Raw genomic sequence first — 15,332 nt, 5'->3', positions numbered from 1 at the left:
GGCAGGCGCGGGAGCGGCGGCCGGCGCGGGTGCCGCGGCGGGAGCCGGAGTCTGGCTGTTACCGGATTCGGCGCCGACCTCCGGGGTGTAATCCGCGAGGAACTCGTGCCAACTGGCGTCGACCGAGGATGGGTCCTGTTTGAACTTCTGATACATCTCGTCGACTAGCCACTGGTTCTGTCCGAACTGGGAAGTTGAGCTGCTCACAGCTGGTGTTCGCCTCATTTCGTTCTTCGCGCTGCGACGTTTGTGACGTGCCCGGCAGGGGTATCAGCGGATGGCTGCCGATGCGCCCTCACCGAGCATATGCCCAGCGGCATACCCGTGTTGCGACTGACCCGATCTCCCCGGCTGCTACCGGTCACGCGCCGACAGTATTCCCTCGGCTTCGCCGCCCGCCGCCCAGAGTCGCGCGTAACGTCCGCCCTGGGCCAGCAGTTCCTGCGGCGTGCCGAATTCCACCACGCGGCCCTGTTCGACCACGCCGACGAGGTCGGCCCGCGCCGCGGTGGCGAGCCGGTGCGCGACCACGACGGTGGTCCGGCCGCGTGCCAGCGATCGACTCGCTACCAGCACCGATGCCTCGGTCTGCGGATCCAGTGTCGAGGTGGCCTCGTCGAGCAGGAGCAGATCGGGATCGACCAGTTCGGCCCGGGCGAGCGCGATCAGCTGACGCTGTCCGGCGGATAATCCACGCCCTCTTTCACCGACCGGTTGGTTCATTTTTTGCGGTAATCCGTCGATCATCTCCGCCGCGCCGACGGTGGCGGCCGCGGTGCCGATGTCCACTGCCGTGGCGAAAGGTTGCCCGAACGCAATGTTGCTCGCGACGTCACCGGTGAACAGGTGAGCTTCCTGAGGCACAATTCCCAGCCGGCCGCGATAGTCGGTGAGCACAAATTTACGTAAATCGACGCCGTCGACGCGGATCGAGCCCGCCGCCGGGTCGTCCGGGAGGTCGTAGAGACGAGCCAGCAGCTTCACGATCGTCGATTTGCCCGCGCCGGTCGCGCCGACGAGCGCGAGCGTCGAGCCCGCGGGGACGGTGAAGGAGACCCCGTCCAGGGCGGGGGCGTTGGCGCCGGGGTAGCGGAAGCGCACGTCGTCGAAGACGATCTCGCCGTCGAGCCGGTCGATCGTCACCGCGTCCGGTGGATCGGCCGCGATGGAGGACTCGGTGCGCAGCAGGTCACCGATCCGGCGCAGGCCGACCCTGGCCTGCTGATAGCCGTCGAAGACCTGCGAGAGCTCCTGGATCGGGCCGAACAGCAGGCCCAGATACAGCACGAAGGCGACCAGCGTGCCGGTCGTGGTCCGGCCGTCGGCGACCGCGTTCGCGCCGAGGTACACCACCACGGCCAGGGCGAGGTCGGCCCAGGCCAGCCCGAAGGAGAAATAGGCGGCGATGGCGCGCTGGGCACGGACGCGGGCGTCACGGTAGCGGTGCGAGTACTCGGCGAAGCGGCGCGCGGCGCTCGGCTCGTTGCGCGCGGCCTGCACGGCGCGCAAACCCGCGATGTTCTCCTGGAAGTCGGCGTTGACCACCGACACCCGCTCGCGGGAGACGGTGTAGGCCGAGGAGGACACCCGGCGGAACGCCAGCGTCGCCAGCAGCATCGGCGGCACGGTGGCCAGCACGATCAGCGCCAGGCCCGCGTCGATGAAGACCAGGCCGATGGCCACGCCGACCAGGGTGATCAGCCCGACCAGACCGGTGGCGACGCCGGTCTGCAGGAACGTCGAGAGCGCGTCGACGTCGGTGGTCATCCTGGTCATGATCCGGCCGGACAGTTCGCGCTCGTAGAAATCCAGGCCGAGCCGCTGCAAGTGCGCGTAACTGCGCACCCGCAGCCCGAACAGCACGCGTTCGCCGGTGCGCGCGGTGAGCACGGTGACGGCCGCGCCGACGACCAGCCCGGCCAGCACCAGCCCGATCCCGACGATGCCGGCGAGCGCGAGCGCGGTGCCGTCGCCCGCGGTGACGCCGGTGTCGATGGCGTAGCGGACCAGCGGCGGGAAGGCGACGCCGATCAACGCGTCGACGGTCAGCAGCAGCATCACCGCGCAGACCAGGCCGCGTACCGGGCGCAGCAGCGCGCGCAGGCCGAAATCGGGCTGCGGGGCCCGCAGGTCGCCGGGCAGGCCGGGAGATTCGGTGGCCGGGGGCAGCGCGTCGACGGCGGCGCGCAGTTCGGGTGTCTCGCTGAGGTCGGTCGCCGCCGCGGCCATCGAGCGGGGGCGACCACCGTCGGGGTGTTTCGTGGTGAGCGTGGGCGCGGTGGGCACCGCGGAGCCGGCGGGCGCGGGCAGCCGGATGATCCGGTCGGCCTGGGCCAGTGTGGACTCGCGGTGGGCCAGGATCAGTGTCGTCCGGCCGCCGGGGTCGGGCAGCCTGCGGAAGATCTCCGCCTCGGTGACGGCGTCGACCGCGGAGGTGGCGTCGTCGAGGACGAGCACGCGCGGGCGGGTGAGCAGGGCCCTGGCCAGGGCGATGCGCTGGCGCTGCCCGCCGGACAGCGTCAGGCCGCGCTCGCCGATGACGGTGTCGTAGCCGTCGGGGAGTTCGGCGATGAACTCGTCGGCGACGGCGGCGGTCGCGGCGGCCCTGATCTCGGCATCGGTGGCCCCGGGACGGCCGAGGGCGATATTGGCGGCGATGGTGTCGGAGAACAGGAAGGGATCGTCGAAGACCACCCCGAGCGCGCCGCGCAGTTCGTCGGCGCGCAACTCGGCCAGGTCGACCCGGGTGCCGTCGGTGCCGACCAGACTGATCCGGCCCGCGTCGGGCGCGTAGAAGCGGGGTAGCAGCAGCGACAGCGTCGACTTGCCCGACCCGGCCGGACCGATGACGGCGACCGTCTCGCCCGGCCGCACGGTGAGATCGAGGTCGCGCAGCACCGGCTGACCGGCCTCGAATCCGAAACTCACCGCGTCGAATTCGATGCCGAGCGGGCCCGTGGGCAGGGCGACCGGCTTGTCCGGATCGACCAGCACCGGCGCCGCGTCGATGACCTGGAATACCCGGTCGACGGCGGCCTTGGTGAGCTGACCCATGATCACCACCGAGGTGATCGTGCGGGCCGAGGACGTCATGGTGGCCAGGTAGGCGGTGAACGCGAGGAAGGTGCCGACGCCGATCGCGCCCTGCCGGGCCAGCACGCCGCCGACGATGATCACCGCGACCAGCCCGGCCTGCGGCAGCGCCGCGACCACGGGGGCGAACCCGGCGTTGATCCTGGCGGCGCGCAGCCGCTCGGCGAACAGGCGGCGGCTGTGGTCCTCGAGCACGTCGACCATCCGGGCCTCCTGCCCGAACCCCTTCACCACGCGCACCCCGGTGACGGTCTGCTCGACGTGTTCGGCCAGGTCGGCGGCGCGCTGCTGCGCCGACCAGGTCGCCGCGTACAGCCGTGGCCGCAGCCGCAGCACGATCACCGCCATCGCGGGCGCGACCAGCAGCGCGGCCAGGGCCAGCGGTGGGCTCAGCCACACCATCACCACCGCCGAGAGGACGAACTGCAGGACCGCCAACCCCGACCACGGGACCATCGCCAGCAATCCCTGCACCAGCTGCAGATCGGTGATCGAGCGCGACACCACCTGGCCGGTGCGGATCGCGTCCTGCCCCGCGCCGTCGAGGCGTTGCAGCGCGGCCAGCAGCGATACCCGAAGACTGTGCTGTACCTCCAGCGACAGCTTGCCCGCCCAGAGCCTGCGCGCGAAGGTGACGACGAACCGGCCGACCGCCAGCAGGGCGAGCAGCGCCGCGGCACCGCCGATGACCGTCGTGTCGCCCGCGACCGCCGCGTCGACGGCGCGTTTGGTGGCCAGCGGCGCCGCGATCGAGACGACCGCGCCGGCCAGCACGGAGGCGGTGATGCCCGCGATCAGCCGGGGATGGCCCAGGCTCAAGCGCCAGAGTCTGCGGATCCAGCCCGGTTCGGTGGCTGCCACCGGGCCTACAGGTCGCGGGTGCGCAGGTCCCACCAGCCCGCGGCGCCGATTCCGGCGGTCCACAACAGCAGGACCACCAGGGCGGCCGGGGTCGGCGCGAAGACCTCGGCCTCCGCGAACGAGCCCGCGCTGACTCCGGCCACCGTGGCCGAGACCGGCAGCAGGGTGGCGAAGCCACCGGCGCCGAAGCCCTTGACCACGACCCAGATCAGCGGCTCCAGGATGAAGGCCCAGCCCAGCAGCAGCCAGACCGTGCCGCTGACCGTGCGCAGCAGCAGGCCGAGGCCCGCGCCGATCACCGCCCAGCACATGGCGACCAGCAGACCGGCGCCGAGCACCTCGAACAGCTGCCAGCCGAAGTCGAACTTGCCGCGCCCCGCCACCAGCAGCGCCAGCAGACTCGCCACTTCGGCGGCGAGCGCCACCGCGAAGGCGAACGCGGCGGTGGTGACGAATTTCGCGGTCGCCAGCTGGTCGCGATCGGGGGCGAACAGGGCGGTCAGCGCCATGGTCTTGCGCCGGTACTCGCCACCGGTGGCGGCGATGCCGAGCAGGGCGGCCACCACGAACACCGCGGCCAGCCCGAGATAGAGCCCGATGGTCGCGGCGCCGGTGGCGGGTTGCCCCTTCGGGTCGGCGGGGCCCGACAGCAGCGCGGTGATCAGCGTGCCGATCAGCGCCAGGGCCACGGGCGCGCCGAGCAGCAGGCGGGTCGGGCGCACGGCGACGACCTTGCGCGCCTCGGACTCGAGGCCGGGCAGGAGATCGGCGGGCAGCACTGAGGTCATCGTGGCATCCCATACGAGGTCGGCGCCGGGGCGACACCGGCGGGATTCGCCTGCGGCGCGGGCACGGTGTGCCGGTGCCCGCGGGGTTTGGTGAGCGAGGCGAGTACCCGGTCGGGATGGATCGGATCGGCGACGATGCTGCCGATGCGCACCTGCGCGGCCTCGGCGACGGCGCGGATGGTGGCCTCGCTCGCCTCGGCGACGGCCAGCCTGCCGTCGGGCCGCATCACCGCGTCGGTGTAGCCCCGCGCGGCCAGCGCGGTGGCCAGCGCGATCGAGGGCGAGGCGGCCACGACCAGCCGGTCGGGATGGCCGCGGCGCAGCTTGGCCGGCGTGCCCTGCCAGACGACCGCGCCCTCGCTCAACACGACGAGATGATCGGCGGTGGCCACCACATCGGCCAGCTTGTCGGCGCTGATCAGCGCGGTGCCGCCGCGAGCGGTGTGCCCGCGCAGCAGCTCGTGCAGCCAGCCACGCTCCACGCCGTCGGCGCCGGTGAACGGGTCGTCCAGGACCAGCAGCGGGGGATCGGCCAGCAGCGCGGTGCCCAGCGCCAACCGGGTCTGCTGGCCCGGCTGCAGCTGAGCGATCACCGTTTCGGCGACCGTGGCGAGCCCGGTCTCGGCCAGCACCGCGTCCACGCGCCGGCGGGACGCCCCCGCGACCGGCGCGTAACAGCGCAGATGATCGCGGACCGTGCGCGCCGGATGCAGTCCGCGCGGACTCAGTACCGCGCCCACCGCGCCCGGTCCGGTGCCGGGCACGTCGATCTCGACGGTGCCCGTGGTCGGTTTCTGTAGGCCGAGCACCATCCGCAGCACCGTCGACTTGCCCGCGCCGGTGGGTCCGACGAGCGCGGTGACCGCACCGGCGGGCACCGCGAAGCCGACCTCGTGCACGGCGTGGACCAGCTCGAACTGCTTGCCGACGCCGCGCAGTCGCACAGCGTCGCCGCGGCGCCCGGTCACCGCTTCTTCGCGGTCGCGGCGTCGATGGCCGGCAGCGGATCGGCGTCGATGACCGGGTGTAGCGGCGAGGGCCAGAACGCGGGCGCGGGCCCGAAAGCCTTGCGCGCGTTGTCGATCGTCACCTTGCCCAGCGCCCGGTTGCCCGCGCCACCGATGGCGGCGCCGATGCCGGCGGGCAGGATCTTGCCCGCCATCAGCGCGGCGCGCTTGGTGATGAAGCGCTTGATGAACTGCTGCACCAGCTTGTTGTTGATCGCGGAGATGCCGGGCACCTTGTTGGCCAGCGCGCCCGCCCAGTTCTTGGACGAGGTGCCGAGTCCCTTCTGCACGATCGCCATGCCCGCGTCGCCCAGGACGACGGCGAGCACCATCGCGCGCCGGGCTTCCTTGTCCTCGGGCTCGATGCCGTGCACATAGGCCTCGGCGAGAGTGAACAGGGCCGAGGCCTCCATGAAGAACGCGGTCTCCGCGCTGATCGCGCCGAGCGCGGCCAGCGTGCCGATGCCGGGCACGGCCGCGGTCGCGCCGACCGCGGCACCACTGCCGGTGACGGCGAGCAGGTACTGCTTCTCCAGCCGCTCCACGATCTGGGCGGGGCTCTCGGCGGGATGGCGTTCACGTAGGAATTCGACGTAGCGACGCACGGCGGGCGCCTGCAGCTTGGAACCGGTGTCGAGCACATCGACCACGGCCTTCTCGATCGCTTTGTTGAACACGGCGTCGTCCTCCTCTTCCGCCCCGACGAAACGAACTGTAGGGCACCGCGGTCCCCGACAGCTCATCATGCCAACGAGCGCCGACACCCCGCTGGTTCCACGATGTGGGCGCGATCTCCACCCTGGTCCTCGCGCCGGAGCTGGTTCTAGTCTGACCGGATGAGCGCAACGCAGCCGACCCGTTTGATCCGCGACTTCACCGAAGCCGGTGCCGAGATCGCGACGATCACCATCGCCCACCCGCCGTTGAACCTGTTCGACCGCCGCCTCATCGACTCGCTGATCGCCGATATCGCCGCGGTGGGCAAGCAGCCGCCGCGCGCGGTGCTGATCCGGGCCGAGGGCAAGGTCGTCTCGGGTGGCGTGGACGTCAACATCTTCGACGGGCTCACCGTCGAGGAGGGCGCCCGGCTGTGGAACGACCTGTTCGCCCAGATCATCCACCCGATCGAGGCGCTGCCGTGCCCGGTGGTCTTCGCCGCGCACGGTCTCACCCTCACCGCGGCCTTCGAGATCGCGCTGGCCTGCGACTTCATCCTGGCCGCGCCGAAGGCGAAGTTCGGGTTGGTCGAGACGGTCGTCGGGCTGACGCCGTCGATGGGCGGCCCGCAGCGGCTGGCCGAACGGGCCGGCTCGGGTCGCGCCCGCGAGTTCGTGATGACCGGTGACCTCTACGACGCCGCCACGATGGCCGACTGGGGCGTGGTCAACGGGGTGCACGACGACGTCGAGGCCGCCGCGCTGCAACTGGTCGCCCGGCTCGCCGCCGGCCCCACCCGCGCGCACGCGGCGACCAAGCAGATCATCGAGGCGTGGCGGTCCGGTGGTGTGGCACACGCGGATTCGGTGACGCCGGACGTCTCGGGCGAGCTGTTCGCGACCGCCGACCTGCGCGGCGCGGTGCGCAGTTTCCTCGAGATCGGCCCGGGGAAGGCGACCTATCGCGGCGAATGAGCGCGCCGAGTGCCTGACAGTTGTGTGATCCACGTCATATAGTCACAGGTGCGGTGCCGCATCGACGTACGTGGAGGTCCTGATGGGTCAGAGCGAGCACGAACCGGGCGCGACCATCATCGAGTTCCCCGCCCACGCTGCGGCCGGGCGGCTGACCAGGGGATCGGACGGCATCCTGCGCTACGGCGACCTCAGCCCGGCCCTCACCGAACTGCTCGACCTGCGGGTACACGCGTTCACCGGCCGGGAGGCGGTCGTCGAGGTGGGTGGGCCGCGCATGACCTACCGCGAGCTGTGGCACAGTGCCTCCCGGATCGCCGGTGGGCTGCAGGACCGCGGCATCGGCTACGGCGACCGCGTCGCGGTGCACATGCCGACGAGCGCCCGCTGGGTGCAGGCGTTCCTCGGCGCGCTGCTCTCCGGCGCGGTCCCGGTGCTCGTCCCCGATACGCTGCCCGCCGCGGTGGCCGACCGGGTGATCGCCGACAGCAGCGCCGATTTCGTGCTCGGCCCCGACGGCCCGCTGCCCGACAGCGCCGCCTATATCGATGACGGTGCGGCACTGGAGGATCCGGCGCTGCTCTGTTACACCGGCACCGCCGCCCGGCGGCCGGTGCCGACCGGCGTCGAGCTGACCAACGAGAACCTGCTCTCCGCGGTGTCGTCGGTGATCGGCGCGCTCGATCTGCCCGCCGAGGGCCTGCGCAACCTGGTGCTGCTGCCGTTGGCCCACGCCAGCGGCTGCGTCGACCAGTTGCTGCCGACCTTCGCCGTCGGCGGCACCGTGGTGCTCGCGCCGGGGGCGCGCGATCTGGCCGATGTGCTCGACACCGAGCGGATCGACACCGTCTCGGGCACCCCGCGCATCTTCGCCGGCCTGCTCCCCGAACTCGCCGCCCGCCGGGCGGGCGCGGGCGTGCGGCGGATCAGCAAGGCCTGTCACCGCTCCGAACGCGCCGCCGCGGCCGCTCCGGCCACGCTGACGGCGGCCTTGCACGACCTTTTCCCGGCGGCCAGGCAGTGGTCGGTCTGGGGCGCGACGGAGACCAGCGGCATCGGCCTGATGGTCGACGACACCGATCTCACCACCTCCGAATCCGCCCTCGGATTCGCTTTCGGCGGTACGGAATTGGCACTGTGCGGACCGCAGGCGAGTGCGGGCCGCGGCGAATTGCTGTGCCGCGGCCCGAATGTCAGCAGGCGCTATTGGAACGACCCCGACGCCTCGGTCGCCCGGTTCAGCGGAAGCTGGTTCCACACCGGCAATCTGGTGAGCATCGAGGACAACGGGCTGGTCCGCGCGGTGCTGCCGGTGCGGCAGCGCCGGGTCAGCGGGCTGTAGTCAGCGCAGCCGGGCGTGCAGCGCCGCGCGCAGCGTGCCGGTCAGCCCGATGGCGGCCAGGTAGCCCTCGGTGTCGCCGTAGGTCTCGCGCACGGTGCGGTCGGCGGTGCGCAGGTATTCCTCGTGCACGCCGAGCAGGTCGACCGACAGAGCCGCGCCGTCGCCGATCTTCGGCTCGAGCAGCCGCCGTAGCGGTTCGACGGCGGCGTTGCTGGCCAGGTAGTCGGTGTAGACCTCGTCCTCGGTGACCTCCACCGCGCGCAGCAGCGTGGCGACCGCCCAGCCGGTGCGGTCCTTGCCCGCCGCGCAGTGCACCAGCGCGGCGCCATCGCCCCCGGCGAGCGAGGTGGCCAGGCGGGTGATCGCGGCGTGCGCCTCCGGCATCACCGGAAACTGCCGGTAGACCTCGATCATGTGCGTGCGCGCCGAGACGGTCGTGGCCTCGTGCGGCGGCGCCTCGCCCATCCGCGAGTCGAACGGGGTGACGTGCAGCCGCACGCCCGCGGGCAGGGTGTCGTGGCCGATGTGGTCGATCTCGGCCAGGCCGCGCAGATCGTGCACGTCGGTGACCCGCAGGCCGCGCAGGGTGTCGTGCCCTTTCTCGTCGAGGCCGCTCAGCTGGGCCGAGCGCAGCAGCACGCCGGGCCTGATCGTCGAACCGTCAGCGGTGCGCAGCCCGCCCACATCGCGGAAATTGAAGGTGCCACTGAGGGCGAACTGATCGGCGGGAGGCGAGAGAGTCACTCGTCCAGGTTATCGACGGTTCCGCCGCGCCCGCGACGGAGTTCGCGGATCCGACACGCACTGTGTGGTGTCCGTTTCGCTGGGTGCCACTGTGCCGTCGCCCACAGGCGCCGGGCCCTCACCTGCGAAGACTTGTACACTCGACCAGTGCGCAGATGATGGCGTAGGGGCGCCGTCTGTGGTGAATGTGAACTATTCAAGCCGTATGGTCGGTTTTACAAAAGGTCGCATTCGGATAACAAAACAATCTTTCAGTCTGAAAAGGACGGCTGAACCAGTTCGTGAATCCAGAAAACCTTCTAAGATCGAGCTCGCTGGATAGGTTGATCCGTACGGGTCCATCCTCTCCACTAGCTCGCATCGCCGCGGGCAGCGAAATTTGTTGCCGAGGAGTTGTCGTTGAGCGCCAGTCGTGAACTAACCGAGACATCGCTCCGGCCCGCCGTATGTCAGGCCGTGGAGCAAGCCGCCGCGAATTGCGACGCCACCGGCGTGCGGGGGCTGCGCGTGCTGTTGCACGCGGGCATGAGCGCCTACTGGCCGCTGGTGAAGGCCGAGCCGGACCGCCAGATCGCCGCGTACGACGCCGCGCTGCAAACGCTGCGGCAACGGTGGTCGGCCTCCGGCGAGTCGGTCGGCGATCCCACCGCGACCGCGCTGTTCCGGCAGATGGACGAAGAGGCCATTTCCTTCCTCGGTCTGTGCGCCCGGCTGTCGGGGACGCAGTGGCTCGAGCCGCTCGACTCGATCGCCACCTACATCGTCTCGGTGCTCTACGGCGCGGTGCTGCGCTGGCTCGCCGACGGCAACGACGAGACCACCTTGGTGGTCATCGACGACCTGGTCGGCTGCCTGACGCTCAAGGCCGTCGAAGTCTGACCCACCGGATACTGGACGACTGACCAAATAGGTGGTTCAGTAGTCGAGTGACCCAGACGACATCGCTGCACCATCTGCACGCGGCGACCGCCGAGCTCGATCCGCCGCTGGCCGCGGTCGACCTCGCCGCGCTCGACGCCAACGCCGCCGACCTGGTCCGCCGCGCGAACGGCGTCGCGGTCCGGGTCGCCAGCAAATCGGTGCGCTGCCGTGCCGTGCTGGAACGCGTGCTCGGCGACGGACTCACCGCCCGGGGCGGCTTCGCCGGCATCATGGCCTATTCGCTGCGCGAGGCCATCTGGCTGGTCCGCCTCGGCGCCCGCGACGTGCTGCTCGGCTACCCGGTCACCGACCGGGCCGCGCTGGCCGAACTCGCCGCGTCGCCCGACCTGCTGGCCGCGATCACCCTGATGATCGACGACGTCGCCCAGCTCGAACTCACCCGCGCCGCGCTCGGCACCGACCTGGTCCATCCCCGGGTCTGCCTCGACGTCGACGCCGCGCTGCGCATCGGTCCGCTGCACCTGGGCACCCGCCGCTCGCCGGTGCGCAGCCCCGATCAGGCCGCCGAGCTGGCCGCCGAGGCCCGCAGGCGCGGGTTCGACGTGGTCGGCGTGATGACCTACGAGGCCCAGATCGCCGGCCTGCCCGACACCAATCCCGCCGTGCGGGTGGTCAAGCGGCTCTCGGCCGCCGAGATCGGCCGCAGGCGGTCCCGGGTGCTCGACGCGGTGCGCATGGTCACCGGTCCGCTGGAGATCGTGAACAGCGGGGGCACCGGTTCGATCGAGGTCTCGATCACCGACCCGGAGGTCACCGAGGTGACCGCGGGTTCCGGACTGTACGTGCCGACCCTGTTCGACCACTACCGCTCGTTCACCCCGCGCCCCGCGCTGTTCTTCGCGACCCCGGTGCTGCGCAAGCCCACCCCGAGCATCGCCACCGTCTTCGCGGGCGGCTACATCGCCTCCGGCCCGGCGGGCCCGAGCCGGGTGCCGCTGCCGGTGTGGCCCGCGGGCCTGAAGCTGCTCGGCGCCGAAGGCGCGGGGGAGGTGCAGACCCCGCTGGCCGGTGGCGCCGAGCTCGAGATCGGCGATCGGGTGTGGTTCCGGCACGCGAAGGCCGGCGAACTGTGCGAGCGTTTCGACCGCATCCACCTCGTCGACGAGGCCGGAACGCGCACCACGGTGCCGACCTATCGCGGCGAAGGTCAGTGCTTCGGCTGATCGCCCAGGAGCTCGCGGACCTCGTCGTCGGTGAGCTGGTGGAAGTCGCGGTAGGCCATGCCGACCCCGCCGAGATCGGCCGGCGTCCACAGACAGACCAGTTCGTCGCACTCGCGGCGCACCCGCCGCGCGGCCTCGGGCGAGGACACCGGCATCGCGACCACGATCCGGTCCGGATGCCGGGCCCTGGCCACCCGGCACGCGGCCACCACGGTCGCGCCGGTCGCCATGCCGTCGTCGACGATCAGCACCACCCGTCCGGCGAGCGGCACGGGGTCGCCGGTGCGCAGCGCGCGCTGCCTGCGCGCCAGTTCGGCCCGCTCGGCCCGCTCGACCTCGTCGAACGCCTCCTGCGTCACCCCGCTGCGCTCCACGACATCGCGGTTGACCACCAGCACGCCGCCCTCGCCGAGCGCGCCCATCGCCAATTCCGGCTGCCAGGGCAGGCCCAGCTTGCGGACCAGCAGGATGTCGAGGTCACCGCCGACGACCGCGCAGACTCCGGCCGCCACCGGAACGCCACCGCGCGGCAGCCCGAGCACCAGTGGGCGCGGGACCCGCAGGTGTTCCAGGGCCTTGCCGAGGACGCGGCCCGCCGCTGCCCGATCCGGGTAGACCACGTCTCGAACGCTACTCCGTGGCGAGCTCCGGCGATACGCGCTCGGTGATCGCGAACCGGCGCAGCGACAGGCTCGGATTGGCGGTGCGGACCCGGGCCAGATGCGCCGGATCGATCGAGGCGGTGAGCACGCCGGGTTCGTCACCCAGCTCGGCCAGGACAACGCCCGCCGGGTCGACGATCATCGACGCGCCCGCCCCGCGCGGCAGGCACTGATCGGCGGCGGCCACGTAGATGGTGTTCTCGATCGCGCGGGCGCGCAGCAGCGTGGTCCACTGGTCGACTTTCGCCGGGCCGGGAATCCACTGCGCGGGCAGCAGCAGCACCTGCGCGCCCGCCGCCGCGACACGCCGACAACCCTCCGGGAAACGCAGATCGAAACAGGTCTGCATGCCGAATATCACACCGTCGACGGTGAAGGTGGCGGGCGCGACGAGCGGACCGGCCTCGACGACGTCGGATTCCAGATGTCCGAACGCGTCGTAGAGATGCACTTTCCGGTACACCGCGACGCGCGCGCCGTCGGGTCCGTGGGCGACGAGCGTATTGCTGATCCTGGTCGCGTCCGGCGCCGTCCGCTCGACGACTCCGGCGATCAGATGCACCCCGAATTCGGCTGCGAGCGCGCTGAGTCCGGTGGTGAACGGGCCGTCGAGCGGCTCGGCGGCCGCCACCACCCGCTCGTCGAGCCGGGTCACCGCAAACATCGAGTACTCGGGGGCGAGGACCACCTTGGCGCCCGCTTCGGCGGCCGTGCGCAGGTGTTCGCGCAGGGCCGCGAGATTGGCGGTGGGGTCGGTCTGGGGAGCGAATTGGACGACCGCGATCGGCACCGCGTCCGGTGCCGGTTCCTGATGCGCTGACCCGTTCTGCAGTTGCATAGGTCTCACCGTATTCACCCGGTGGCCGGGACAGCTACCGTCAGGCAGTAAACTGCTGGTCAATGAGTACCAATGAGGTCGACAGCGTTCCTGCCGACGACGACAGGCACGAAGAAGGCCCGACATTCGCCGATCTCGGGATCGATGACCGCGTCCTCGCGGCCATCGCCGATGTGGGCTACGAGTCGCCGTCCCCGATCCAGGCGGCGACCATTCCTCCGTTGCTGCAGGGCGCGGACGTCGTCGGCCTCGCCCAGACCGGCACCGGCAAGACCGCTGCCTTCGCGATCCCGATCCTGATGGGTCTGGACACCGCCCAGAAGAAGCCCAGCGCGCTGGTGCTGGCGCCGACCCGTGAGCTGGCCATTCAGGTCGCCGAGGCGTTCGGCAAGTACTCCGCGCACATCCCCGGCCTGCACGTGCTGCCCATCTACGGCGGGCAGAGCTACGGCGTGCAGCTGTCGGGTCTGCGGCGCGGCGCGCACGTCGTCGTCGGTACGCCCGGCCGCGTGATCGATCACCTGGAGAAGGGCACGCTCGACCTGTCGCAGCTGCGCTACCTGGTGCTCGACGAGGCCGACGAGATGCTCAAGATGGGCTTCCAGGAAGACGTGGAGCGCATCCTGCGCGATACGCCCAACGACAAGCAGGTCGCGCTGTTCTCGGCGACCATGCCGGGCGCGATCCGCAAGATCTCCAAGCAGTACCTGAACGAGCCGGTCGAGATCACGGTCAAGTCCAAGACCCAGACCAACACCAACATCACCCAGCGCTACGTGCAGGTGTCGCACCAGCGCAAGCTCGACGCCCTCACCCGCGTCCTCGAGGTCGAGGACTTCGAGGCGATGATCATCTTCGTCCGCACCAAGCAGGCCACCGAGGAGCTGGCCGAGAAGCTGCGCTCGCGTGGTTTCTCCGCCGCGGCGATCAACGGTGACATCGCGCAGAACCAGCGTGAGCGCACCATCGGCCAGCTGAAGTCGGGCGCGCTCGACATCCTGGTCGCCACCGACGTGGCCGCCCGTGGTCTCGACGTGGACCGCATCTCGCACGTCGTGAACTACGACATCCCGCACGACACCGAGTCCTACGTGCACCGCATCGGCCGCACCGGTCGCGCGGGCCGTTCGGGGCAGGCGCTGCTGTTCGTCGCCCCGCGCGAGCGGCATCTGCTCAAGTCGATCGAGCGCGCCACCCGGCATCCGCTGATCGAGATGCAGCTGCCCAGCGTCGACGACGTCAACGCGACCCGCGTCTCCAAGTTCGGCGACATGATCACCGAGAACCTGGCCTCGGACAATGTGGCGCTGTTCCGCAAGCTGATCGAGGACTACGAGGCCGAGCACAACACGCCGCTGGTCGATATCGCGGCGGCGCTGGCCGTCGGCGGCTTCGACGGCGACAACTTCTTCATGGAGGCCGAGCCGGAGCCCGCGCCGCGTCGTGAGCGCGATCGCGACCGGGATCGGGATCGGGAGCGCGCCCCGCGTCGCTTCGACGACGAGGACCGGGCCCCCCGTGGCCCGTCGTTCTCCCGCGAGAGCGGCCAGGAGCTGGCGACCTACCGGATCAGCGTCGGCAAGCGCCACCGCGTGGTGCCGGGCGCGATCGTCGGCGCCATCGCCAACGAGGGTGGGCTGCGCCGCAGCGACTTCGGGCACATCAGCATCCGGCCCGATTACAGCCTCGTCGAGCTGCCTGCCAACCTGCCGCACGAGACGCTGGAAGCCTTGCGCCGCACCAGGATCAGCGGCGTGCTGATCCAGTTGCAGCCCGATCAGGGTCCGCCCGCGCAGCGGCTGGCCTCGCGGGGCCCGCGCCGCGATCGCGACGCGCGTCCCCGGACCGAACGGCGCAAGCCGCGGTTCTGACGCCGGGGCCGCTCGCCGGACTCGGCGAGGTCACACCCGTCGCAACTGTTCGACATCTCCGCGGGTAGCGCCCTGGTCGCCCGCGGCGCTGGTTAAGGTGTTTGCCGTCGGGTGTGCGTGAACACAGGAGGGCCGCGTTTGTTCGTGTCCGGTGATCGGGTGATCGGTGCCGTCGGCGATCTCGTGCGCGCGGCGGGCTGTGAGTTCGCGCTGCTTCGCGCCCTCGACGCGGCCATCGGCAACCTCCCCGGCGTGCCGGACGCCGCCGTCCCCGTCGTGCGCGCCGCCGAGGTGGCGCCGGAGTTGCTGCGGCACTTCGGCGACGGCCTGATCCGCGTTCCGTCGCCCGAGGTTCCCGGCGCGAGCCCGGCCGCCCGGATCGCCGCCCTC

The 15,332-nt window shown here is 71.2% G+C and carries 14 protein-coding genes; 6 read left to right on the top strand and 8 right to left on the bottom strand.

Going from position 1 to position 15,332, the window contains the following annotated elements; genetic code table 11:
• The 5 genes from V8688_RS27405 to V8688_RS27385 form a co-directional block, all read right to left on the bottom strand.
• Nucleotides 1-207, bottom strand: a 207-nt coding sequence (locus V8688_RS27405; protein WP_342802004.1) for a hypothetical protein, incomplete at its 3' end; no start/stop codon positions are given.
• A 147-nt stretch (nucleotides 208-354) separates the two neighbouring features.
• Nucleotides 355-3,912 (bottom strand): ABC transporter ATP-binding protein, encoded by a 3,558-nt coding sequence (locus tag V8688_RS27400; protein WP_342802003.1) that lies wholly within the window; start codon nucleotides 3,910-3,912, stop codon nucleotides 355-357.
• Nucleotides 3,913-3,959: 47 nt separating this feature from the next.
• The gene (locus V8688_RS27395) at nucleotides 3,960-4,742 is read right to left on the bottom strand and encodes an ABC transporter permease (protein WP_342802002.1); all 783 of its coding nucleotides are present in this window, start codon (nucleotides 4,740-4,742) and stop codon (nucleotides 3,960-3,962) included.
• Nucleotides 4,739-5,710, bottom strand: coding sequence for an ATP-binding cassette domain-containing protein (locus V8688_RS27390; protein WP_342802001.1), 972 nt, complete (start codon nucleotides 5,708-5,710; stop codon nucleotides 4,739-4,741). Before V8688_RS27390 ends, V8688_RS27395 begins: the two co-directional genes overlap by 4 nt.
• Nucleotides 5,707-6,426 (bottom strand): hypothetical protein, encoded by a 720-nt coding sequence (locus V8688_RS27385; RefSeq protein WP_342802000.1) that lies wholly within the window; start codon nucleotides 6,424-6,426, stop codon nucleotides 5,707-5,709. Before V8688_RS27385 ends, V8688_RS27390 begins: the two co-directional genes overlap by 4 nt.
• A 159-nt stretch (nucleotides 6,427-6,585) precedes the next feature.
• On the opposite strand from V8688_RS27385, the gene V8688_RS27380 reads away from it, so the two are divergent.
• On the top strand, nucleotides 6,586-7,380 hold the full coding sequence (locus V8688_RS27380; protein ID WP_342801999.1) for an enoyl-CoA hydratase/isomerase family protein: 795 nt from the start codon (nucleotides 6,586-6,588) through the stop codon (nucleotides 7,378-7,380).
• Nucleotides 7,381-7,462: 82 nt separating this feature from the next.
• Nucleotides 7,463-8,722, top strand: coding sequence for an AMP-binding protein (locus tag V8688_RS27375; RefSeq protein WP_218719948.1), 1,260 nt, complete (start codon nucleotides 7,463-7,465; stop codon nucleotides 8,720-8,722).
• Here V8688_RS27375 and V8688_RS27370 read toward each other — a convergent pair whose 3' ends face one another.
• A complete protein-coding gene (locus V8688_RS27370) occupies nucleotides 8,723-9,466 on the bottom strand; it encodes a tyrosine-protein phosphatase (protein WP_342801998.1) in 744 nt (247 codons plus the stop codon). It lies immediately after the preceding gene.
• A gap of 456 nt (nucleotides 9,467-9,922) precedes the next feature.
• Between V8688_RS27370 and V8688_RS27365 the strand changes: the two genes are divergently transcribed.
• Nucleotides 9,923-10,345, top strand: coding sequence for a TetR family transcriptional regulator (locus tag V8688_RS27365; protein WP_308248577.1), 423 nt, complete (start codon nucleotides 9,923-9,925; stop codon nucleotides 10,343-10,345).
• 47 nt (nucleotides 10,346-10,392) lie between these two features.
• The gene (locus tag V8688_RS27360; protein ID WP_218719950.1) at nucleotides 10,393-11,571 is read left to right on the top strand and encodes an alanine racemase; all 1,179 of its coding nucleotides are present in this window, start codon (nucleotides 10,393-10,395) and stop codon (nucleotides 11,569-11,571) included.
• Here the strand turns inward: V8688_RS27360 and V8688_RS27355 are convergent.
• Together V8688_RS27355 and V8688_RS27350 are read right to left on the bottom strand one after the other, a co-directional pair.
• Entirely contained in the window at nucleotides 11,556-12,191 is a 636-nt protein-coding gene (locus tag V8688_RS27355) for a phosphoribosyltransferase (RefSeq protein WP_218719951.1), read from the bottom strand. The genes V8688_RS27360 and V8688_RS27355 overlap by 16 nt on opposite strands.
• Nucleotides 12,192-12,201: 10 nt before the next feature.
• Nucleotides 12,202-13,071 (bottom strand): carbon-nitrogen hydrolase family protein, encoded by an 870-nt coding sequence (locus tag V8688_RS27350; protein ID WP_218719952.1) that lies wholly within the window; start codon nucleotides 13,069-13,071, stop codon nucleotides 12,202-12,204.
• Nucleotides 13,072-13,133: 62 nt separating this feature from the next.
• Between V8688_RS27350 and V8688_RS27345 the strand changes: the two genes are divergently transcribed.
• Together V8688_RS27345 and V8688_RS27340 are read left to right on the top strand one after the other, a co-directional pair.
• Nucleotides 13,134-14,942, top strand: a complete 1,809-nt coding sequence (locus V8688_RS27345; protein ID WP_218719953.1) for a DEAD/DEAH box helicase — start codon at nucleotides 13,134-13,136, stop codon at nucleotides 14,940-14,942.
• Nucleotides 14,943-15,086: 144 nt separating this feature from the next.
• On the top strand, nucleotides 15,087-15,332 hold a 246-nt coding region (locus V8688_RS27340; RefSeq protein WP_342802005.1), incomplete at its 3' end, for a hypothetical protein.

This window comes from Nocardia sp. No.11 (assembly GCF_038752175.1).
Taxonomy (GTDB): Bacteria; Actinomycetota; Actinomycetes; order Mycobacteriales; family Mycobacteriaceae; genus Nocardia; species Nocardia canadensis.
This window is presented reverse-complemented; position numbering and strand designations above follow the sequence as displayed.